General features: G+C 49.7%; 20 protein-coding genes and 1 CRISPR repeat array. Of the genes, 11 read left to right on the forward strand and 9 right to left on the reverse strand.

Going from position 1 to position 21,299, the window contains the following annotated elements; all coding sequences use genetic code 11:
- Window positions 1-209: 209 nt before the first annotated feature.
- From QJ48_RS19690 to QJ48_RS19705, 4 genes are all read right to left on the reverse strand, one after another.
- A complete protein-coding gene (locus QJ48_RS19690; RefSeq protein WP_054975225.1) occupies window positions 210-665 on the reverse strand; it encodes a hypothetical protein in 456 nt (151 codons plus the stop codon).
- Between the two features lie 92 nt (window positions 666-757).
- Window positions 758-2,587, reverse strand: coding sequence for an ABC transporter substrate-binding protein (locus tag QJ48_RS19695; RefSeq protein WP_054975226.1), 1,830 nt, complete (start codon window positions 2,585-2,587; stop codon window positions 758-760).
- A 142-nt stretch (window positions 2,588-2,729) separates the two neighbouring features.
- Window positions 2,730-4,238, reverse strand: a complete 1,509-nt coding sequence (locus tag QJ48_RS19700; RefSeq protein ID WP_054975227.1) for an ABC transporter permease — start codon at window positions 4,236-4,238, stop codon at window positions 2,730-2,732.
- Between the two features lie 12 nt (window positions 4,239-4,250).
- The gene (locus QJ48_RS19705) at window positions 4,251-5,627 is read right to left on the reverse strand and encodes an ABC transporter permease (RefSeq protein ID WP_237762985.1); all 1,377 of its coding nucleotides are present in this window, start codon (window positions 5,625-5,627) and stop codon (window positions 4,251-4,253) included.
- Between the two features lie 220 nt (window positions 5,628-5,847).
- Here QJ48_RS19705 and QJ48_RS39215 point away from each other — a divergent pair, with 220 nt between their 5' ends.
- Entirely contained in the window at window positions 5,848-7,590 is a 1,743-nt protein-coding gene (locus QJ48_RS39215) for an ABC transporter ATP-binding protein (protein WP_054975229.1), read from the forward strand.
- A 325-nt stretch (window positions 7,591-7,915) separates the two neighbouring features.
- Window positions 7,916-8,415: a CRISPR direct-repeat array (repeat unit 30 nt; unit sequence GTTTTGAACGTACCTATGAGGAATTGAAAC).
- A 350-nt stretch (window positions 8,416-8,765) separates the two neighbouring features.
- On the opposite strand, the gene QJ48_RS19715 is transcribed toward QJ48_RS39215, so the two are convergent.
- The 4 genes from QJ48_RS19715 to QJ48_RS38840 all read right to left on the reverse strand — a co-directional run bounded on the left by QJ48_RS19715 (window position 8,766) and on the right by QJ48_RS38840 (window position 12,773).
- Window positions 8,766-9,704 carry an alpha/beta hydrolase gene (locus QJ48_RS19715; protein WP_054975230.1) on the reverse strand — a complete coding sequence of 313 codons (939 nt, stop codon included), beginning with the start codon at window positions 9,702-9,704 and terminating at the stop codon, window positions 8,766-8,768.
- 86 nt (window positions 9,705-9,790) lie between these two features.
- Entirely contained in the window at window positions 9,791-10,843 is a 1,053-nt protein-coding gene (locus QJ48_RS19720; protein ID WP_054975231.1) for an LLM class flavin-dependent oxidoreductase, read from the reverse strand.
- A 66-nt stretch (window positions 10,844-10,909) separates the two neighbouring features.
- On the reverse strand, window positions 10,910-11,782 hold the full coding sequence (locus tag QJ48_RS19725) for an NAD(P)-dependent oxidoreductase (RefSeq protein ID WP_054975232.1): 873 nt from the start codon (window positions 11,780-11,782) through the stop codon (window positions 10,910-10,912).
- A gap of 67 nt (window positions 11,783-11,849) precedes the next feature.
- Entirely contained in the window at window positions 11,850-12,773 is a 924-nt protein-coding gene (locus tag QJ48_RS38840; RefSeq protein ID WP_237762983.1) for a TetR/AcrR family transcriptional regulator, read from the reverse strand.
- Here QJ48_RS38840 and QJ48_RS19735 point away from each other — a divergent pair.
- The 3 genes from QJ48_RS19735 to QJ48_RS19745 all read left to right on the forward strand — a co-directional run bounded on the left by QJ48_RS19735 (window position 12,739) and on the right by QJ48_RS19745 (window position 14,906).
- Entirely contained in the window at window positions 12,739-13,728 is a 990-nt protein-coding gene (locus tag QJ48_RS19735) for a fibronectin type III domain-containing protein (RefSeq protein WP_157261692.1), read from the forward strand. The two genes, QJ48_RS38840 and QJ48_RS19735, sit on opposite strands and share 35 nt — an antisense overlap.
- 336 nt (window positions 13,729-14,064) lie before the next feature.
- Window positions 14,065-14,412, forward strand: a complete 348-nt coding sequence (locus tag QJ48_RS19740) for a helix-turn-helix domain-containing protein (protein WP_237762984.1) — start codon at window positions 14,065-14,067, stop codon at window positions 14,410-14,412.
- Window positions 14,413-14,561: 149 nt separating this feature from the next.
- Window positions 14,562-14,906: a YolD-like family protein gene (locus QJ48_RS19745; protein WP_054975234.1), complete on the forward strand. Its 345-nt coding sequence runs from the start codon at window positions 14,562-14,564 to the stop codon at window positions 14,904-14,906.
- Window positions 14,907-15,128: 222 nt separating this feature from the next.
- Here QJ48_RS19745 and QJ48_RS36055 read toward each other — a convergent pair whose 3' ends face one another.
- Window positions 15,129-15,242 carry a putative holin-like toxin gene (locus tag QJ48_RS36055; RefSeq protein ID WP_082420589.1) on the reverse strand — a complete coding sequence of 38 codons (114 nt, stop codon included), beginning with the start codon at window positions 15,240-15,242 and terminating at the stop codon, window positions 15,129-15,131.
- A gap of 1,147 nt (window positions 15,243-16,389) precedes the next feature.
- Between QJ48_RS36055 and QJ48_RS19750 the strand changes: the two genes are divergently transcribed.
- From QJ48_RS19750 to QJ48_RS19780, 7 genes are all read left to right on the forward strand, one after another.
- Complete coding sequence (locus QJ48_RS19750) at window positions 16,390-16,761, forward strand: hypothetical protein (RefSeq protein WP_054975235.1); 372 nt, start codon at window positions 16,390-16,392, stop codon at window positions 16,759-16,761.
- A gap of 51 nt (window positions 16,762-16,812) precedes the next feature.
- The gene (locus tag QJ48_RS36060; RefSeq protein WP_162238526.1) at window positions 16,813-17,181 is read left to right on the forward strand and encodes a YafY family protein; all 369 of its coding nucleotides are present in this window, start codon (window positions 16,813-16,815) and stop codon (window positions 17,179-17,181) included.
- The gene (locus QJ48_RS36065; RefSeq protein WP_082420591.1) at window positions 17,178-17,744 is read left to right on the forward strand and encodes a YafY family protein; all 567 of its coding nucleotides are present in this window, start codon (window positions 17,178-17,180) and stop codon (window positions 17,742-17,744) included. Before QJ48_RS36060 ends, QJ48_RS36065 begins: the two co-directional genes overlap by 4 nt.
- Window positions 17,745-17,821: 77 nt before the next feature.
- Window positions 17,822-18,079 carry a zinc ribbon domain-containing protein gene (locus QJ48_RS19765; protein ID WP_054975238.1) on the forward strand — a complete coding sequence of 86 codons (258 nt, stop codon included), beginning with the start codon at window positions 17,822-17,824 and terminating at the stop codon, window positions 18,077-18,079.
- 192 nt (window positions 18,080-18,271) lie between these two features.
- Window positions 18,272-18,961, forward strand: a complete 690-nt coding sequence (locus QJ48_RS19770) for a lysoplasmalogenase family protein (RefSeq protein WP_054975239.1) — start codon at window positions 18,272-18,274, stop codon at window positions 18,959-18,961.
- 47 nt (window positions 18,962-19,008) lie between these two features.
- Window positions 19,009-20,538 (forward strand): aldehyde dehydrogenase family protein, encoded by a 1,530-nt coding sequence (locus tag QJ48_RS19775; protein WP_337589631.1) that lies wholly within the window; start codon window positions 19,009-19,011, stop codon window positions 20,536-20,538.
- Between the two features lie 30 nt (window positions 20,539-20,568).
- A complete protein-coding gene (locus QJ48_RS19780; protein WP_054975241.1) occupies window positions 20,569-21,192 on the forward strand; it encodes a sterol desaturase family protein in 624 nt (207 codons plus the stop codon).
- Window positions 21,193-21,299: the final 107 nt, after the last annotated feature.

Consider the following 21,299-nt stretch of genomic DNA (forward strand, 5'->3'; position numbering starts at 1 on the left):
TTGAACGTACCTATGAGGAATTGAAACTTGATTGGGAGCCAGTGAAACCAGAACCCTAAAAGCGAGTTTTGGACTATCTATTAAGAATTGAAACAAGTCCGTTACATCAAACCTGCCACGCGAGAGTTCGAAATCCACGAAAAAACGAGGCTGCCGAGAAAACGATATCGGCGGCCTCGTTGCTCTAACAAATCGTCGTGCACATTTCGTTACATCCGGTTCAGTGGCTCGATACGGTAGGCTGACTTCTCGTCGGTCGCTCCTGTATGCTCGCCGTGAATCACCCAGCCGAACGACAGCGTCGAAGCCAGGCGCTCATGCTCTTCCACGGTTAGCTCGGCGGAGACCGACTCTTGTCCGGGCTCCAAGCTGAGCTCAGCTTCCTCGCCTAAGGCGAGCAGAAGCCAACTGGAGATGCCCCGCAGCGTGCTGAACTTGATCTGGTAGCCGTTGTAGACGGCCTCTTGGAAGGTGGCCGGATCGCTCGCGGCCGACGCGGTCAGCAGCTTGTAGTCGAACTTGAATTTGCTCTCGTCCTGAGGCAGCTCGCCTGCATGGATGCGGCGAAGCCGCTCCTCCTTGGACCAACCGTAGGCGTTTAACGATTCCAGCATGAGGGCGTCCCATTGCGACAGCTTGGTTTTATTTTTATCGGAAGAAGACATCGATGATCGCTCCTTAGTTATAGGCGTTTGAAAGTTTGTGAAGAAAGAGACCGCCCGGTTGAGGCAGTCTCTTTTCATTATCGTTGAAATCCTTATTTTTTGCCAGCTTTGTAAGCGTTCAAGAACTCTTTGGCTTTGCCGGCATCGGCTTTGAGCTCAAGGCCGGTTTGGACGATCGGGCTGACCGTCGATACGGCTTTGAATTTATTGTTTTTGTAGTAAGCAAGGAACTCGTCTTGATTGATGGAGTAGAGCACCGCTTTCCTCAGGTCGGCGCTTTTCGCCACTTCACGGTTCTTCGTGTTAAACAGCAGGTACGAGACGGCGTTGCTCGGCATAGTTTGCAGCGAAAGCTTGCTGTCGCTTTTGACGATGTCGAACTTTGTCTCCAGCACGCCGTAGAACAGGTGAATTTCGCCGCTGCGCAGCGCGGACAGCGAGCTGTCGGCGTCCTTGATAAAGCGGATCTTGATATTGTTCACCTTCGGTTCGTGCTTCGTGCCCGCCATGTAAGCCGGGTTTTTGAGGAAAATCGCTTCGTAATCGTTCTTGTACGACAAGATGTAGGGACCGCTCGTGAACAGGGTGTTGTTATATTTTGCGCCTTCGGTTACCGTGTTTTGATCGCCGTACGGGGTGTCTTTGTTGACGTCGAATTTGGCTACATCATACGTGTTGATACTCTCGACTTGCTTCTTGGACACGATGCCCGCCGATTGGTGAGCCAGGTAGTTCAGCACTTGCGGGAACGGATTGGTCGTCGTCAGTTTCACGACTTGATATTTGCCTTCTTTGCTGTTGGCTTGTTTCTTGTCCGAGACCAGCGCGGAGATTTTGGCGCCCAGGCCTTTCTCCAGACCGCTTTTTACCGTTTCGGAGCTGCCGGATTGCTTGATCGATTCCAGAACAGCCGGGTCGGTCACGAGCTCCACGTTCTTGATGTGTTCATGCAGCGTGTACGTTCGATGGTTCGGCACCGAATTTTTGTCCTTCGCGCGCAGCAGGGAGAAGATGACATCGTCCGCGCCTACGCGCTCGCCTGTATTGACAGCCAGCTTATCCTTGATTTGAGCGAAATTGATGTCGTCCCGCAGGATGAAGTAATAGTCGGTATTGCCTTCGGCGATGGCGAAGTTATACGACAGGGAGCCTTCGGCGGTCAGCTTGTCGTCATCCGTCAGGTTGAGCAAACGCACGTACATGTTAGTGTTGATGATGTTGATCGAACCGTCGTTTCCTTTGATCGGGTCGAGCGACGTCAAGGTCGGCAGCGTCGATTGCAGGATGATCGGGTCTTTCGTGCGTTTCCCCTCATCCTTGAAATCCAGCTCTTCCCACGGAAGGGAGCGGGATTTCGACAGCCGTACAGAATCCTTTTTCAGAACTTCCTGATTAAAAGCTTGCGATTTGACGGAGATGTACAGAGGAGCGATATACGCCTTGTCGAACACCAGCTTCTGCTCAAGCTGTTTGTACGTATCTTTGTACTCCCCTTGCGTCTGTGTCGAAGCTTTCTCGATCAGCTCGTCGATTTCCTTGTCGGCCACAATGCTGTAGTCGCCGCCCGTTTTGAACAGCGAGCGCACGGCGTAATCCGGGTTGCCGGTTACGGTGGTCCAGCTCGACAGGGAGATGTCGTAATTGCCTGCGTCCTGCTGCGCCTTGTACGAGCCGTAGTCCGGTTGAAGGTTCAGCTTAACGTTGAAGCCATTCTTGGTCAGTTGATCGCGGATGATGTTGACGTCCGCTTCGCCAGAGCTCATAGCGAGCAGCTCGATATCGGCGCGGCTGCTGTCGCCCGCTGGCTGCTCGGACGATGGTTTGGATTGCGCCTGTTCGTCCTTGGTTGTTAAAGTGCACCCGCTCAGCATAAGCGATACGCCGAGAATCGCCGGAATGAGCAATTTCCCCTTTTTCTTCAATGGAAGTCCCTCCTGGTGAAAAAATAGTTTTAAAATATGAACTCACATACATTTATTCATCGCCCTCAGGATTTAAGCACCTGAAAAGGAGATGGAGTATGGATGAGGATTCCGAATGTGTTGTCTGCCAGGACTGTCAGCCTTACTCCAGCTTCGGATCGAGAGCGTCGCGGAGACCGTCTCCCAGGAAGTTGAAGGAGAGGACCAGCGCGATGATCGCCAGACCCGGGTAGATGGCCGTAAACGAATGCGACTCCAGATACGCGCTGCCGACCTTGAGAATGTTGCCCCACTCCGGGATATGCGGCTCGACGCCAAGACCGAGAAAGCTTAAGCTGCTGGTCGAGATGACGGCGCTCCCGATGGTTAACGTCGATTTGACGATCATCGGGGAGATGGAGTTGGGAATGATATGCTTGAACAGAATCAGCAGATCGCCAGAGCCGAAAGCCCGCGCCGCCTGCACGTATTCGAGCGTCGAAACGAGCATGACGTTCGCCCTCATCGTCCGGGCATAAGCGGGGATCGCTCCGACGCTCAGCGCGAGAATGAGGTTCATGGTGTTGGCGCCAAATGCCGCGATGATCGCAATCGCGAGCAGGATGCCCGGAATGGCGTACAGGATGTCGAGCGCCCGCATGATCACGTTATCCGTCTGCCGGCCGAAATAACCGGAGATCGCACCCAGAATCCCCCCGACTACGACGGGGATCAGCGTGGACAAGAAGCCAACGAACAGCGAGATCCGCGCGCCGAATACGATTCGGGAGAACAGGTCGCGTCCGAAATTGTCGGTGCCGAGCGGGTAAGCCAAACTCGGAGCTTGCAAAATCGCCCCATAGTTGTTTTCGATCGCCATGCTGTAATCGAACGTCAGATAGCTGCACACGGCGATGGTAAGCAGGAAACAAATAAAAAACAGGCCGAGCATCGAGGTGGAGCTTCTGGAAAGGCGCTCGACGGCATGATGAAGTTTCGAGTCCGACAGCTGTTCCTTGTCGCGCAGCTTGGCGATCAACAGAAGGCCCAGGAACAGGGCGAACAGATTGCCTGTTGCGGCGGTCGCCAACAGCACGATGGAGACGATCCACATCCACTTAGGTAAAATCTTGTCATCTGCATAGTGCGCCACCAGCAGCAAGGCGACCAGTTGGAGCACGGCTGCCACGATGAGCAGCGCCATGCCTTGCAGGAACGTATTGGCGACGTAAGGCTTGAATACGTTCAAGGCCGAGACGGCAAAGACGAACAAGGTCGTTAGCAGCGTATAAAAGGCCAACGTATAGGCGGCGCTTTTCTTGCGTTTGATCAGTTGGAAAGCCGCGGTCCCGACGAAGATATTGGCTGTCAGCAAGCTTAACAGCAGCACGTAGCCTAAACGGCGCGTGCCCCGCCGCAGCTCGCCGCTGCGAAGCAGGTCTCTTTTGATCAGGAACCTGACCGCTAACTGCAGCAGCCCAAAAACCAGATAGGCGGCGCATGCAGCCAAGACGGCCGGCCTCCAGACCGCGCCGGACCCGTCGTAGCTGTTCAGCAGCAGTACCAAGGCGATTCCGAGAGAAACGATGCCGGAGAAGCCGGCTTGACTGTATTCCGGGCAAGAGGCCAGCCGGAAGTGGACTTCATGTTTGTTTGGTTGAATGGTATTCACGGCTGCCACCTGCTAGTATTGTTTCATTTTTGAACGGATTCTTGGATCGAAAAAGGCGTACAAAATATCAATCACGACATTGACGATAGAGATTGCGATGGCGGTGTAGACGACGCCTCCCATAATCGCGGGAATGTCCGGGATGAACTGCTTGTCCACGATGTAGCTCCCGATGCCGTTAATGTTGAACACCTTCTCGGTAACGGCCGATCCGCCGAGCATTCCGCCGAACTGAAGTCCGATGACCGTAATGATCGGGATCAGCGCGTTGCCTACCGCGTGCCTCCACAGGACGCGCTTGCGGGATAGCCCCTTGGCTTTGGCGGTCGTAATGTAATCCTCGTGAATGACCTCAAGCGTGGAAGACCGGGTCATCCGCGCGACCGCCGCCGTTAACCCCGTGCCCAGAACGATAACCGGCATGATCATCGATAGCCCGTTCTCCGGATTATAGGTAGCGGGAAGCCATTGCAGCTTGATCGAAAAGTTCAGGATGAAGATCAAGCCTTGCCAAAAATTCGGGATCGACAAGCCGAGCAGCGCGATGAACATAAACGTATAATCGAAAAACGAATTCGGCCGCGTCGCCGATATAATGCCGATCGGCAGGGCGATCAGCACCGCGACGATCGTGGATATAACCGTCAGTGTCAGCGTCACGGGAAATTTTGTGGCGATGGCCGTCGTAACTTCCTCGTTGCCCGCAAACGACTTGCCGAGATCGAAAGTCAGGATGCCTCTTAGTGTATCCCAGAGCTGAACCAGATAAGGCTGATCCAATCCGTACAGCTTTTTGAAGGCGGCGATCTGCTCGGCGGTCGCGGTTTCCCCGAGAATATTGGCGGCCGGTTCCATCGGCGATATGTACAGGATGGTGAAGACCAGGAAGGCGACGCCGAAAATGACCAGCACCGTCATGACCAGCCGTTCCACGATGTATTTCAGATAAGCGTTACCGTAAATTCCGATCAACGCATACATCAGGATGCCCGGCAGGAAAGTCACAGCCAGAAACGCCGGGTTCTGGATCAAATTCCGGAACGTCTCCGCAAACGTGACCTGTGTCTCGTGGTGCAGCTCCAGATGAGCCTCGACCTGCCGCTGCAGAGCTTCCTTGAACTTTTCGGCGGTGATGCGCTCCGCTTCATGCTCTGACTGCTTCTGATCGACCTGTTGGTTGAAAAAATGATGCTTCCGGGTCAACTGCTCCTTTGTTTCCGATAAAATCCGGTCCCGGTAACCGGATTCCAGCAGCTTGCGTTCCAGACTTCGACGCAATTCCTGATGCGTCTTCCGCTTGCGTCCATATCGATAGACGATGCCGACGATTACGTTTACGGGCGCCCCTGCGAGCAGCAGCAGGAAACGATAAGCCGGGTGCAGCAACATTTTGGAGTAGATGTTCCCGATTCGGTCAACGAGACGGGAACCTGTCACGACCGTTTGCCCTGTCAAGCTTGTGCGCTCCCTTTCAAGTAAATTAGTATTTTCAATTTGCATTATTCCTATTGATATAGTAGATTTTATGATGAGGGTTGGAAAATGTCAACAATACAAAGAACGATGAAATTATTTTTTTAAAAATTTACGATTTGACGCAGGTGACTCCATGGATACGTTATTGCATGTGAACCAATTATCCGTTTCATTTTATTCTCGCGATAAAGAAGTCGAAGCCGTCCGGAATGTGAGCTTCGAGGTACGCAAAGGCGAGACGCTCGGGATTGTCGGAGAATCCGGCAGCGGCAAGAGCGTCACGGCGCGCACGATCATGCGTCTGCTGCCTTCGCCGCCCTCTATGGTGAAGGGCGGGGAGATTTTGTTCCAAGGCCAGAATCTGGCCCATAAAAGCGAACAAGAGATGGAGCAGATCCGGGGGCGGGAGATCGGAATGATTTTTCAGGACCCGATGTCTTCGCTCAACCCGACCATGCGGATCGGCAAGCAGATCGAGGAGAGCCTGATCAAGCACCGGAAGCTCTCCAAGACGGATGCGCGCAGGGAAGCGATCGAGATGCTGCGGATGGTCGGCATCCCGTATAGCGAGGCGCGCTATATGCAGTATCCTCATGAATTTTCCGGCGGCATGCGCCAGCGGGTGATGATTGCCATCGCGCTCGCTTGCCGTCCGTCGCTGCTGATCGCCGACGAACCGACAACTGCGCTGGACGTAACGATACAGGCGCAGATTTTGCACCAAATGAAGGAGCTCCAGCTAAAGCTCGGCACCTCGATCATCCTCATTACGCACGACTTGGGCGTCGTCGCCGGCATGTGCGACCGCGTCGTCGTCATGAAGGAAGGTGAGGTCGTCGAGACGGGCACGACGGAAGAGATTTTCTACTCGCCGAAGCATCCTTATACGATCCGGCTGCTGAACGCGCTGCCCCGGTTGGACGAGAAGAAGAAGCCGAAGCCCGAGCCGATCATCAAGAGGTCGGCCGAGGATCGTCCGCTGCTGGAGGTGCGGTCGCTGAAGCAGTATTTTGATCTCGGAAAGGGGCAGATCGTCAAGGCGGTCAACGATATCAGCTTCGATATCCGGGCCGGCGAAACGCTTGGCGTCGTAGGCGAATCCGGGAGCGGCAAGTCGACGACGGGGCGAGCGATTCTTCGACTGAACGAGCCTACCGGGGGCGAGGTGCTTTTCAAGGGAATCGCGCTGAACCGGCTCAACCGTGGCGAAATGAAGACGATGCGGCGCTATATGCAGATGATTTTCCAAGATCCGTACGCCTCGCTGAACCCGCGCCTCCGCATCGTCGACATCATTGGCGAAGCGCTGGACGTGCACCGGATCGCAGGAGGGAAAAAGGAGCGGCAGAAGCGGGTCGAAGAGCTGCTTGATATGGTCGGGCTTAGCCCTGTGCATGCCATGCGGTATCCTCACGAATTCTCGGGAGGCCAACGCCAGCGGATCGGCATCGCACGCACTCTGGCCATCGAACCGGAATTTATCGTGTGCGACGAGCCGTTGTCGGCTCTGGATGTCTCGATCCAGTCGCAGATCGTCAAGCTCCTGGAGGAGCTGCAGCAACGACTGGGTCTTACCTATCTGTTTATCGCGCACGATCTGTCGATGGTTAAGCATATCAGCGACCGCGTGGCGGTGATGTACAAAGGCAAGATCGTGGAGCTGGCGGAGAGTGAGGAGCTGTACGAGAACCCGCAGCATGCGTACACGAAGTCGCTGCTGGCCGCGATCCCGGTTCCCGATCCGAAGGTGGAATCACGGAAGACGTTCACCGCTGAGGAGGAGTCCTCGAAGGCGGACCCGTACAGCTTGGAGCGCTCAAGCTTCGTTGAAGTGAAGAAGGGGCATTGGGTGGCTGTTGCTGAGGGGGAGGGTTAGGTGATAAAAGAGCGGGAGAGTAACCAATTAAGAGTCGGGTCTTGTGTTCGGCCGCTAGAAAAAATTGAAGGTAAGGACACTAAAGAGGTAGAATTAGCTTAAGCGTTATAGGAACAAACCAAAACAGAATTGAATTCTGTTGGAAAAAAGCGGGCAAAGCTTTATAATGTAATTGCGCATTTGTGTCGTCGACCTCCAATGCTGTAAAAAAGCCGGGGGATCGACGACAATGAGGGCAGCGTGGTAACAGAGATTTTGGTAGCTGGCGTGAGGGAGAATTGTTTGTTAGATATGTGGGAATAGCGTAACGACGGCGTTTTTGTGGGTTTTGAACGTACCTATGAGGAATTGAAACCGGTAAAATTTCCTTGAACGGCGCGAATTTGTTTAGCGTTTTGAACGTACCTATGAGGAATTGAAACACCTCTCGTACAATCACGGTATACGGCAAACTCATGGTTTTGAACGTACCTATGAGGAATTGAAACGTTCTTATGGTGGTTGACTATGCAACGGGGCTTATGGGTTTTGAACGTACCTATGAGGAATTGAAACTAATTTACGGCCCATTGCCTGCCATCGCGCGTGTAATCCGTTTTGAACGTACCTATGAGGAATTGAAACGCCGAGTCGTCCAGCATGTCCTTCACCTGCTGCATTTCGTTTTGAACGTACCTACGAGGAATTGAAACTTGTAAAGTGCTATATAGTTTCTTGGGCGGTTCTCAGTTTAGAACGTACCTATGAGGAATTGAAACTCGAAAGCTCCTTTATGTCCAATCTAACGTTGATGATGTTTAGAACGTATCTACGGAAAATTGAAACATCCTTCGGCGACTGCAGACGTCATAGTCGAAGTTGTTCCAGCTAGGCATATTTTCGGACTCCCAACATCTAGAGCTTCGAAAAAGAGGATCTGGGTTCGAAGGAAGAAAAGTCTTTACGGGTCGACACCTGTATCCGGAGCAACATTATTGGAGATAAACCTGCATCAACTTGAAGCGCTGCATACACCATGCACCGTCGTTGGAGAGGCTGCAACAAGAGCATCCTCTCCCTTGGAGGAGAAGATGCTCCTTGACACTAATGGTTTCAGCCGGACTCTTTATGTCTGTAAAGGAAGCTGTTTTACGGCCTATGCGTATATCCGTGTCGATTCTTACAATCTGAATAGATTAAGTATGAAGTGCCCGGGCCATCGCATCCATATAGCTATGAACGGCGCGCTGACTCACTTCCGCTTCTGGAACGAAACTTTCAAAAAGGTGAAAGCATCCGGGATACAAGTGAAATTCGACATCTACACCTGCTTGTGCAAGCCGCGTTACATATTCGATCGTCTCATCTCGGAACAGATCAAGCTGACCTATACATGTATAGGTTGGTGGCAGCCCTGCCAAATTATCCGCTCTCGACGGTACCGCATAGGGAGATATCCCGCTGGCATCGTTCTCCTCGCCCAGGTACATGTTCCAAGCCGCCAAGTTGTTCGTTCGGTTCCAGATTGCGCGATCTTCCGTAATCTCATGGCTTGATGGCGTGATGTTACGGTTGTCGAGCATCGGATACAACGGCATTTGAAACATAATGGATGGTCCGCCTTTATCACGTGCCATCAGCGCGAGCGCTGCTGTCAGCCCGCCGCCACCGCTTGCGCCGGCAATCGCAACCCGGTTCACATCAATTCCCAGCGATTCCGCCTCCTCTGTCATCCAGACCAGACCAGCATAACAATCTTCGATAGCCGCTGGGTAAGGGTTCTCGGGAGCAAGCCTGTAATCCACCGACACGACAACACATCCAGCCGTCTGAACGAAGCGTTCGCACAACTCGTCGTCCATATCAGGATGTCCCATCACATATCCGCCTCCGTGAATCCACAGCATGGCTGGAAGCTTGTCACCCTTTCGTCCGGCAGGTTCGTAAATTTTAGCCAGCATCTCACCTGAAGCCCCCGGAATCGTTCGACTGGTTGTGTGTACATGCTCTGACTTCTTCACAGGCGGAGCCGACACCAGACTTCTGCTCCACTCCAAATTCTCTTCCAATTGAAACCCTGGAAATTGTGCAAAGGCCTCTCTTAATTCCGGCAGTATACGTTTATCCATATTCATGTAAATCCCTCCGGTAATATATGAAGCGAAACTGGATCTTCGTTTGTTTATTCTCGTGTTCTGAAGGACGATTGAATGGATACTCCTTATTCCGTCTCAGCTTCCCACTTGGCAATTTCCTCTCTTACCCGTGGCGCAACCTCGGTTCCGAGCAGCTCGATGGCCCGCATGACCAGCTCATGCGGCATCGTGCTTAAGGGTACATACATCATAAAGCGTGTAATGCCTACATGCTTGCGCAGGTGGATGATCTTCTGGGCAACCGTTTCCGGATCGCCAACATACAATGCACCTTCAAAACGTCGAGCAGCATCAAAACTGGACCGGTCGTAATACGCCCACCCTCGCTCTTTGCCGAGTTTATTCATACCGGCCTGGGTGGACGGAAAAAATGTATCTGCCGCCAACTCTGTATCCTCTGCAACGAATCCGATCGAGTGAGACCCCACCTGAAGTCGCGATACATCATGTCCAGCGTGGGCTGCCGCCTTCTTGTAAAGCTGTACAAGCGGTGCAAAATGCGTCGGACTTCCACCAATGATGGCGAGTATCAATGGCAGGCCCAGAAGACCTGCACGTACGGCGGATTCTTGGGTACCCCCGCTCCCAATCCATATGGGTAAAGAATCCTGAACGGGACGCGGGTACACACCAAGATTATGAATCGCCGGCCGATGACCTCCCCTCCATGTTACTTTTTCGGATTCCCGTAATTTCAGAAGCAGTTCGATATTTTCATTAAATAACTCCTCATAATCATGTAAGTCATAACCAAACAACGGAAAAGACTCAATAAAGGAACCTCTGCCTGCTATGATTTCGGCACGTCCATCGGAGATGCCATCAAGCGTAGCAAAATCCTGAAACACACGTACAGGATCGGCTGATGAAAGGACCGTTACAGCGCTAGTCAGCCGAATCCGTTTAGTTAGAGGTGCAGCAGCAGATAACACAACTGCTGGTGAAGAAGCAGCGTAATCTTCCCGATGATGCTCACCAATGCCGAAAACATCAAGTCCCACCCGATCTGCGAGAACGATTTCTTCGACGACTTCACGTATTCGCTGCGCGTGACTTATCACTATACCAGTCTCAATATCAGGCTTTGTTTCTACGAACGAAGTAACACCTATTTCCATGGTTCATCCCACCTTTTTTGATTTTTCTCCTGCATTACGCCCAACAGAGATTCGGGGCAACCCAAATTATTTAGAAGAATGCTCCAGACAACGGATTAAAGCCGTCCAATCCATTTCACCATAACCTTGGGCTATTCCTACAGAAAAATGATTATGAATAAGTTGGCCCAGAGGCAGAGGAGCATGGACGGACTGCGCTGCCTTTATAGCCAGTTCAACATCCTTCAGCCCAAGCTTCATTTTAAAACCGGCCGGTTCAAAACGCTGTTCTGTCATTATCGCTCCATAGTTCTGATATACTGGAGATTGAAAAAGAGCATTCACGACATCCATAAAGCGGGCCGACTCTAAGCCGTACTTTTTCACCATCAGCTGCGCTTCCGACAAAGCTTCCAGCATTGAAGCAATTAAAAAGTTTACGCCTATTTTTACAACATTCCCTTCTTCGCCATGATCCCCAATCTCGAATATTTCTTGACCCAATGCTGCTAAAACAGGCATTACTCGTTGCCTGGCTTGTTCCGGACCTGCCAAAAGGATGCGCAATTTAGCTGCTTTAGCGGCATCCGGACGCCCCAGCACCGTGGCGGAAACAAAGTATTGCTTTCTCTCTGCATGCGCGGTAGATAATTTCCGAGCCAGGTCTACACTTATCGTACTTGCAGAGATATGAATCCCTTTTTCCGGCAATCCATACAGAATTCCATTCGGCCCCTTAACGACCTCCTCCAAAGCCGCATCATCAGAAAGCATGGTTATTACAAGATCGCTCTCTTTGGCTGCCTCAAACGGTGTTTCGGCATATCGTGCTCCCTGATGCATTAAGGGTTCCGCTTTTTCAGGGGTACGATTAAAGATGATTAATTCATAACCGGCTTGCAGCAAATTTTGTGCCATTGGAAAGCCCATATTTCCAAGCCCAATAAACGATACTTTCATAAGTCTCATCTCCATATTTAGTATGAATACGATAACGGAACGATCGTTCCAATATGGTCAAAAAAAATTATATTCCTTCAATTACTATTCTTATCATGTCCTTTGCGCGTTGCTGATCTGGATCTACTTTTGCCATGATATTTATGCTTTGATGTAAATTCAGCAATAAGTAAGACAATGCTTTGACATCTGTAGTTTTATCGATTTCGCTTGATTGTCGGCCTTTTTCCAAAAGATCGTAAAAAGCCTGTTCCAAATTCGAAAAACTGGTCTTTATCAATTCATTTAATCTTTCATCCGGCGACTCTAGTGTTGTAGCTGCGTTCGTTACAAAACACCCGCCAGGTAGGCTGGTATCGTACGCTGTCGCAATATGATGCTCAAAATATTGTCGAAGTCCTGCTTTAACGCTTGATGCCCGTTCAAGAATGACCCGTTTATTGAAGCTAACCTTTTTGTAATGTTCCAGTGCAGCAATATACAATGCTTGCTTGTCGGAAAAAGTATCGTAAAGACTGGATCGGCTAATGCCCATAACTTGCAGCAAGTCCGGAATGCTTGTTGACTCGTAACCCTTTTTCCAAAACAACAGCATCGCTTGGTGTAGCGCTTGATCCTCGTTAAACTCTTTTGTCCTAGCGATGAGTAACACCTCCCGTAATTGAAATATAACATATCTGAACCAATCAGTCCAGAAAAGATGAAAAGAAGAATTATTTTTTCGTAACAATTCTCTCTGAACTACAAATTTGCGGGCTGGCTGAAAGCGAGGAGCTAGCTGTGGAAGGCTTCGAAGCAGGCGACGACATAACAAGGATAAATATCCAAAAAAAATTGCTAATAAACAACTTAATATATAATATTTGGTTATATTTGTTTGGACAACCCATGTAATATTTTGTAGAATTTTATTTGTTTCGACATGAAGTAATATGAGAAAAAAGGAGAGATTTGTTTTGAAAAGAAGAATTTCTTTATTATTATCCATCATTATGCTAATTATGCTTTTTTCATCCGTGCCTGCCTTTGCATATCAAAATGGACTTTTGCATGGAAAACAGTTGTCTAAATCGCAAGTGGGTGGAGATCCAATTTTCTTACGTGGAGAATGGACAGATGGCAATGAATCAACTTATGTAGAACTGAATAAAGATGTTTACGCATGGTATAAATTCGATACTGTTAGGACAATAAGTTCTACTAAATTTCTTGTAAATTCTAACATGGATATTATTTTTTATGATGAATCAAAAAATGTTATTTTTAGGTATAAGTATGTTCCTTCGGGCCCTAAGAGCGTCCAACAAATTAATTTTCCTACTTCAATTGCAAATGTAAAATTTGTTGCAATATTTGCACCCTATGACGTTTTAGTTTATGAATTTGATGTTTTTGAGAACCACCAGGGTGATGTTCCTGGGGCCCCCACAAATCTGACTGCTACAGGGGGAGATGCACAGGTTACTCTTAATTGGAATGCAGTTACTGGTGTTAAAGGATATAATATAAAAAGAGCAACTACCCCAGGTGGACCGTATACTACTGTTGCTAGTGATGTGTATGGTACAACCTATACAGATACTACAGTTACCAATGGAACTACTTATTATTACGTTGTTACGGCAGTCACTGCTGATGGAGAGAGCGCAAACTCTAACGAAGCTTCCGCAACGCCGAAAGGACAAGTAACGCCTCCTTCCGGTGGTAGAGCAATTTTAGTTGTTACATTAAATACTGGCCTCGAAAAAGAGTTTGATCTCTCTATGACTGAAGTAAATGCATTCATCACTTGGTACGAAGGAAAAGCTGCTGGAACCGGTCCGGTTTCCTATGCGATTGATAAACACGACAATAATAAGGGGCCTTTCAAAAGCAGAAAAGATTATGTGATCTTCGATAAGATTCTCACATATGAAGTGAATGAGTATACACCAGTAACAAAATAATATAACGAATCCCCGCTGGCTTAGGCTGGCGGGGATTTTCTTTTGCTGGTGAATTATCGCAGTATCCTTGTAACTAAGTCAATCGTACATAAGAAAATTAGAACTAAATACCCGCAAATTAAAACGTACGCAAAGAACCGAAGAAATTGTAAAAGCATTGCTTCAAACTCCCATAACCTATATTTTAGGCAAACTTTACGTTTTCTAGTTGAAACATTTATGTTAATGAGTAAAATTTTATGATAGAAACTTAAAAGTTTCAATATAGAAACGTTTATGATCATTATCTATTTTGTGGGAATTGTCTACACTAACCTACAGGGGGTGTGGACTACTGTGAATGTTCTTCAGAAGACAGGTGCCCGAATACGCACTTTGCGAAAATTAATGGGGATTTCGCAAGAAGCTTTGGCAGAGAAAGCCGACTTGCACTATGTATATATCGGGAGTATGGAACGTGGGGAGAGGAACATCACTCTTCAGAACCTCGAAAAGATTGCTAAGGCTTTAAATGTGGAATTATATGAGCTTTTTAAATTCGAGGATTTAGACATAACTGACGATGTTACTACTGCTGCAATACTGGCGGCATTAAGAGATAAAAGCGAAGAAGAAAAACGGTGGATATTCCAAATAATAAATTTAATACTTAATGGAAATAAACTAAATGCCCCGCCAGACTGAGCCAGAGCGCTTTTCTTTTGTAAATAGTTTTATATCGAGGACATCTCAGAATTACGACGCCAGCGTGTAACCGCGGCGTTCTTTTGTCGCATATTCGTATTCCGTTCGCATATAATACAAACATATGTTCCTATGCGGAGGCGGATGAGATGAGTGCTAAATCAAGCGGGAACGGAATCTGGGAATCGTCCAATATGATGATCCCGCAGCATCGTGAGAGGTCTGTACAGCAGGAAAGGGAAACAGAGAAACAGGTGCGGTTAGATACAGAAGAAGAACAGGAAGAGCTTTTTGGTCGGCTACGGGCGTCGTTTTCGAACACGCTTGAAGTAGAAATCACCGTTTTTGGAGAATGTGAGAATCGGAAAATCGGTGGGATCGTAACGGGGCTGGATTCGCGGAATTTTCTCGTGAAAGTGCAGAAAACTGTTGGTTGGGAACTGCTCCAATTGCGTGACATAATCAAGGTCGAGTTTGATGCCACCTGTTTCTAATATATATAGTATTATAATATATTACTATATTGATTATTATATAAGTATTGGGTAAAATAATGTAAGGCATTACTTTTTGGTATTACCTTCTGATCTTATGCATAGATAAAGAGAGCCGTGCTCGCAACACGACTCTCCTAGTGACAATAGCCGCTTTTAAGGGCGGTGGCTTTAACAGGTATAGTGCTGGATAGACCGCTCCCCTCTGCTAAAAAGGGCGGTCTATTTCTTTGTGTTCTTGGTAAGAGGTTCGATGATTTTCACGATCAGCGTAATAAGTACAATGATAAACGTACCGAATCCGACCATGAGCGTCAACGTGTCTTTTACCTCCACAGGCATCACCTCCCTTCCGAGAGGTTAGCCGACCACCCTTGCAAGCCATTCTATTGTAAGGGATATTATAACATATATTGCCCAATAATCTACTATTTTCGCTACCATATGGAGATCAGTTACGAGTTTCGGGATGAGCTCGTGGCTAGGAACTATAGGCCCCAAGGTGGCTTTGGGGACGGAATGGGGACGCACTTCACTTGGACCACAAAAATTCACTCGGATTAATAACGGATACGAACAGGAAAAACCCTAGATTATCAAGGGTTTAAAGATACACTCGGATTCGATATAGGTACATTTCAATTTATGAGGAATTGAAATCTGTAACAAAGTATCATGGAGAACCTATGGGATAGCGTTTTAAACGTACCTATGAGGAATTGAACCTACATTGTTGGGGTTATATAACCTTTGTTTCTGACGGAGTTTTAAACCTACCTATAAGGAATTGAAATTCATAATGCGATTCGCCGGCTATTGTATGTTTTTTACCACAACCAGCGCCTACGGGAACGACGCACGCGTACGGGGAACACTAGACCAGCCAACCGCCTACTTCACAGTAGCAGTGTCTATCCGAAAATAGATGCACCAACGCCCGAAGACAAAAAAAGCACTCGTCCAAATAAAACGAGTGCACAACCAAAATATTAATATTTCCATCCACATATTAATTTCTACGATTTTCTCCTTAAGATTCTTTTCTTTTTGAAAACAAGCTATTTTTTGTTTAATCTTTTTTCAGATTGTTTCTCCGCTCGATCTTTCAGTTCACTAACCCCATCGGCCCTTCTAGAGTCTGATTTAGCGTCACTGAATTACACACACTTCATTAACCGTTTAAACAAGTAACCATCCTCCAATTGCTTTAGGATACAATTCTTTGGCTTCGTTATTCGACATCTTTTAAACTCTCCTATTAAAGATACTTATAAAGTTTTATAGTAATTTATTTTACTATCATTACCATTTGGAACAAGTATACTACGAATACGAAATGAATAGAATACGATGCTTCAGCCTATAGACGAGAACTCCCGCCTATGGGCTTTACTTATTCAGCACATGAATATGTGAAATTGCCGGTTCCCATCAGCAGGCTTTTTTAGTATGGTATTATTGTAAATAACAGGGAGGTCTGACGATGAGAAAAACCTTCGTTTTACTCTTTTTACTGCTGCTTTTACAAGGGTGTGCTCGTGAAGATCAAAAGAACCTTGTGTTCTCTGGAGAGAGCGAGCATTGGACGGGGAAGCTCGAAGTTTATCGGGTCGGCGACAAAGTGGATAAAAGATTTACGCTTCAATATAAACCGAATGAGCATCTTACAGTACCGGTGAATTTCTCTTATACCTATTCCGGAGGAAGCTACTCGGCGAAAAACTACAGCGTACAAAATAATAAAGTTGTGGACCGCTCACTTTCCTCGATCGCTCATCTTCAAAAGAGCGAGGAGATCCCCATACTTGTCGAATGGGCGGGACAAACGGAGGACGTGCTGCTTAAGTCTAAATAATGCTGCTGTGCTAGAGAGTCCGAATAAAGAAAGGCTGGAACGGTCTTGCGTTTGGAACGGATACTTGCTGTTTTGATGCTGGTTGTCAATAGAAGAAGAATATCAGCCGCGGAGCTCGCGGATAAAATGGAAGTCTCGGTCCGGACCGTCTACCGGGATATCGAAACGTTGTGCCAAGCCGGATTCCCGATCGTCGCCTATCAAGGGGCCGGGGGCGGCTTTGCCGTCATGGAGGGCTACCGGCTGGACCGGAACGCGCTGACGTTCGAGGAAATCGCCTCGGTCATTTCGGCGTTGAAAGGGATGACGAAGACACTCGACGATGCGCGTCTCGGAACGACGCTGGAGAAATATACGAGTCTGTTGACCGATAAGGAGAAACCGCCCGCTTCTGGCAGGAGCGGCTCGTCATCGATATGAATCCGTGGGGGGCAGATGGTGCGATGAAGCAGAAGGTCGCCCTGATTCGGGAGGCGCTCCAGAGGGAGGTAACCCTCCGCTTCGCCTATACTTCGAACAATAGGATGACGACCGACCGTGAGGTCGAGCCGATGACGCTTTTGCTCAAGGGCGCAGCTTGGTACTTGTATGCGTATTGCCCGCTTCGCCGCGACTTTCGCGTGTTCCGGTTGTCCCGCATGACTCAAGTGGTTGTGACGGATCACCCGTTCGAGCGCAGAGAGCATGCGAGCCTGGAAGAGAAGGACCTGGAGCAGATGTGGAATAGCGGCTCCCGGACGGTGACGATGGTGCTGCGCTTCGCGCCTGAGGCGAGAGCCCGGGTGGAGGAATTTTTCGGCATGGAGGAAGGGCAAACGGGAGAGGACGGTTACTTGACGGTAGTGCAGACGTATCCCGAGGACGAGTGGGTGTACGGCTTCCTGCTCAGCTTCGGGGACAAGGTTGAAATCCTCGAACCCGAGCGGCTGCGCGTGCTCATCCGGGATCGCGCGGAGCGCATCTGCAAGATGTACGGAAAATGAAAAAATAACATGACAAACTGTTGTCATAGTTAGGGGTGTATGCTGTAGCTATTCCCAATCAAATGGAGGTTGTCAAAATGGACAAACAGTTCTGTCAAAGCTGCAGCATGCCCCTGAACGCTGCCGAGGATTTCGGCACGAATGCCGACGGAAGCCGCAATGAAGAGTACTGCACCTACTGCTACCAGAAAGGTGCCTTCACCTCCCCGGATGCTACCGTGCAATCGATGATCGAGGAATGCGTACCGCATGTTGTCGAAGGTCAGGGCATGTCGGAGCAGCAAGCCCGCGAAATGCTGAACAAAGTGATCCCTTCGCTCAAAAGATGGGCGTAATAGACTGACGTCCGGTCGCAAAGTTTTTTCTTCATCAGGTCGCAAAAGGAGCCGCCGTCGTGCTCTGCGTTATTCGCAGGCGCGTCTGCGGCTTTCATCTTTTTGCTGTGCCGTTCTTGATTGAACCGTCAATGAAATGATGGAAAATGGCATATATAGGATATAGAATGGATTTAGATTTGGAGGGGTACGATGGGGATTGCTTTGGTGCAGGTTGTTCTTTTTGCATGGGGGTTATGGATGGCCAGACGGAAAGCGGCAAGCGGCGAGGACGGTCTTATACTTCCGCTGTGGGTACGGGTGATGCTCAGTCTCTCTCTGGTTGCGGCTGCGTTCGTCATTTGGCGGTCCGACGCAGCTTCGCCCTATGGCGAGTGGGTATTTTGGGGAATGCTGATGTCATTCCTCGGCGATCTGTCCATGGCGGGCGTCATTCCTTGGCCGCAAAGGTTAATTGGCGGCATGCTGACCTTCGCGGTCGCGCAGAGCTTCTATATGACCGCTTTTATTCAAATGATGTCTGCAAGCGGAGGGGCCGCGGGAGGCCGTGGATTATGGATCGGCGTGGCCGGCTACGGCCTGCTGCTTGTTGTCGGGTGGCTGTTCTTCATTCGCAATCCCCACAAGCAAGCTATCCTTAATTATGGAGCGCTTGGATACGGACTATGGGTCGGCGGAATGGCTTGCTTTGCTCTTGATCTGGCGATGATGCTAGGAGGAGTCTGGTGGCTGACGGCTGTCGGCGGGCTGATTTTTGTCCTGTCCGATCTGCTGATCGGCGTGACGGATGTCGGGGGATACCGTATTAAACATAAAGAAATATGGATCTGGTTCACGTATGTCGCCGGACAGATGGCGATTATTTACGCCGCGGCAGGATGATGTTCGGCGAATAAGATAATATATAGCGAAATGGAGCGATTGTGGTGGTGTGGAGAGCGGTAAATCCTGCGACAGGAGAAGAAGGAGAGGAGATTCAGGCAACGCTGCTGGAAGCGGTAGACCATATGATGCAAAAGGCCAAAATGGCGTCGACCCCATGGAGGCAGATGCCGGTAGCGGAACGATTGACGTATTTGCGGCGGATTCGTTACTACATCACGGAGCATTTTGAGGAATGCGCGGAGCTGATTGTTCAGGCGACCGGGAAGCCGCTCGTGGAAGCGGCGACGCATGAGCTGTTCATTGTGGCGGATGCGATTAAGCATATGGAAGACTGCGCAGTCAAGACGCTAAAGACGCGAAAAACGAAGACGCCGCTCACCTTGTTCGGGAAGCAATCCGCGATTTCCTATTCCCCCCGGGGTGTCGTTCTTGTCATTGCGCCGTGGAATTTTCCGTTTCAGCTTGCGATGGTGCCTGCGTTAAGCGCATTAACAGCCGGCAACAGCGTCATTATCAAGCCTTCCGAGGTAACGCCGCTTGTAGGGATATTGATGGAGCGTATATTCGCGGCGGCGGGATTGCCCGAAGGGCTTGTGCAAATCGCTCATGGGGATGGAGCAATGGGAGCTAGACTCATTGAGGCGGAGCCGGACTATATTTTCTTCACGGGCTCCGTGCAAACCGGCGCCCGGATTCAGCAAGAAGCCGCGAAGCGGCTCATCCCGACCACGCTTGAGCTCGGCGGCAAGGACCCGATGATCGTCTTCGCCGATGCGAATCTCGAACGGGCCGTGAGAGGAGCGGTATGGGGATCGCTGGCCAACAGTGGGCAGGCTTGCATTTCGGTGGAGCGAATCTACGTCGAGCGATCCGTCTATACCGATTTTGTGACGCGACTAAAGCAGGAAGTAAGCCGGCTGCGCCAAAATGGAACCGAAGATACGGACTTGGGCTCGATGACATTTTCGAAGCAGGTGGAAATCGTTAGCGATCATGTGCGCCATGCGCTGGAGGAAGGGGCCGAGCTGGAGTGCGGACTTCGTCCCGAACAATGGAGGCTATCGCAGGGCTTGCAGGTGCAGCCTATCGTACTGACGCAGGTAAATCCGCAGATGAAGGTGATGCGTGAAGAAACGTTCGGTCCCGTCATTAACGTCATGCCTTTTGATCATGAGGCGGAAGCAATCGAATTGGCGAACGATTCCTCTTTCGGACTGAACGCGAGCGTCTGGAGCCGGGACCTGAATAAGGCCCGCCGGGTTGCCGACCTGCTGGAATGCGGCGGGGTGTGCATTAATGATGTGATGGTTACGATTGCGAATCCCTACCTGCCTTTTGGGGGGATAAAGCAGAGTGGAATAGGACGCTACCATGGGGAAGAGGGCCTTACGTTGTTTTGTCATCAAAAGGCGGTCGTGCTGGACCGGGGAACGAAACCGGCGGAAGTCAACTGGTTTCCTTATGCGGGAAAATATCCGGTCTTCGGCCGTCTGATTAAAAGCTGGTACGGTTCCCGGAGAAGCCTGTTTGGTTTTATTCGGGCGTACCTTGAGCTGATGCGAAAATCCAAATAAGCGAGCCGGGCAACGGGAAGGGGATGCGCGATGAGACCATATATCAAAGAGTTTTTTACCCATGTTGATATTTGCGTGATGTGCGTATTACTGGTGGCGGGGTGGATGGTCATTTTACCTCATGCGAATGAGGGGACGGTATGGCTGGCTCTCGTCATTGGGATGGCCGGTTATGCATTGAGCGAATATATGATCCATCGCTTTTTGTTTCATATGAAGCCGCCGAAGCATCCCTTGCTGCTTGCCATGCTCCGCCGCCTGCACTATGACCATCATATTTACCCGAACGAATTGCACCTGCTGTTTCTTCCCGTATGGTACAGCCTCCCGGTCATGGCCGGACCGGCGCTGATTGCTTATGGGGTGACGCGGGATACGGTGCTGACCATCTCTTTTGTTACGGGAGTGATCAGCTTCCTGCTTTACTACGAATGGACGCACTTTGTCGCCCACCGTCCCATCAAGCCGATCACGCCCTGGGGGCGCTGGATGAAGAAAGTGCATCTCTGGCATCATTACAAAAGCGAACATTACTGGTACGGCGTAACGAATCCGCTGTTCGATGTTATGCTGGGCACGTTTCGCGACGAGCAGCAGGTGGAAAAAAGCGAAACGGCGCGCAATCTGGAAGGAAAAGCGGATTCGCGGTTCTAGAGCGTGTCTTCAAAACTAAGATAGCCATAACGCAGGGGATTTAAGGAATCAAGTTCTATCCCAAGCTGAGGACAAGAACTTGATTCCATTGACGTAAAGGACAAGGT

It is taken from the genome of Paenibacillus sp. A3 (genome assembly GCF_001399685.1).
Classification (GTDB): Bacteria; Bacillota; Bacilli; order Paenibacillales; family NBRC-103111; genus Paenibacillus_G.

Excerpts from the sequence above, each read along its gene's own strand:
- QJ48_RS19690 (WP_054975225.1), bottom strand. The coding sequence starts at position 665 with ATGTCTTCTTCCGATAAAAATAAAACCAAGCTGTCGCAATGGGACGCC.
- QJ48_RS19705 (WP_237762985.1), bottom strand. The coding sequence starts at position 5,627 with ATGTTGCTGCACCCGGCTTATCGTTTCCTGCTGCTGCTCGCAGGGGCG.
- QJ48_RS39215 (WP_054975229.1), top strand. The coding sequence starts at position 5,848 with ATGGATACGTTATTGCATGTGAACCAATTATCCGTTTCATTTTATTCT.
- QJ48_RS19715 (WP_054975230.1), bottom strand. The coding sequence starts at position 9,704 with ATGAATATGGATAAACGTATACTGCCGGAATTAAGAGAGGCCTTTGCA.
- QJ48_RS19720 (WP_054975231.1), bottom strand. The coding sequence starts at position 10,843 with ATGGAAATAGGTGTTACTTCGTTCGTAGAAACAAAGCCTGATATTGAG.
- QJ48_RS19725 (WP_054975232.1), bottom strand. The coding sequence starts at position 11,782 with ATGAAAGTATCGTTTATTGGGCTTGGAAATATGGGCTTTCCAATGGCA.
- QJ48_RS38840 (WP_237762983.1), bottom strand. The coding sequence starts at position 12,773 with ATGATGGATAATAATAAAGAAATTCTTCTTTTCAAAACAAATCTCTCC.
- QJ48_RS19745 (WP_054975234.1), top strand. The coding sequence starts at position 14,562 with ATGAGTGCTAAATCAAGCGGGAACGGAATCTGGGAATCGTCCAATATG.
- QJ48_RS19750 (WP_054975235.1), top strand. The coding sequence starts at position 16,390 with ATGAGAAAAACCTTCGTTTTACTCTTTTTACTGCTGCTTTTACAAGGG.
- QJ48_RS36065 (WP_082420591.1), top strand. The coding sequence starts at position 17,178 with ATGAATCCGTGGGGGGCAGATGGTGCGATGAAGCAGAAGGTCGCCCTG.
- QJ48_RS19765 (WP_054975238.1), top strand. The coding sequence starts at position 17,822 with ATGGACAAACAGTTCTGTCAAAGCTGCAGCATGCCCCTGAACGCTGCC.
- QJ48_RS19770 (WP_054975239.1), top strand. The coding sequence starts at position 18,272 with ATGGGGATTGCTTTGGTGCAGGTTGTTCTTTTTGCATGGGGGTTATGG.
- QJ48_RS19780 (WP_054975241.1), top strand. The coding sequence starts at position 20,569 with ATGAGACCATATATCAAAGAGTTTTTTACCCATGTTGATATTTGCGTG.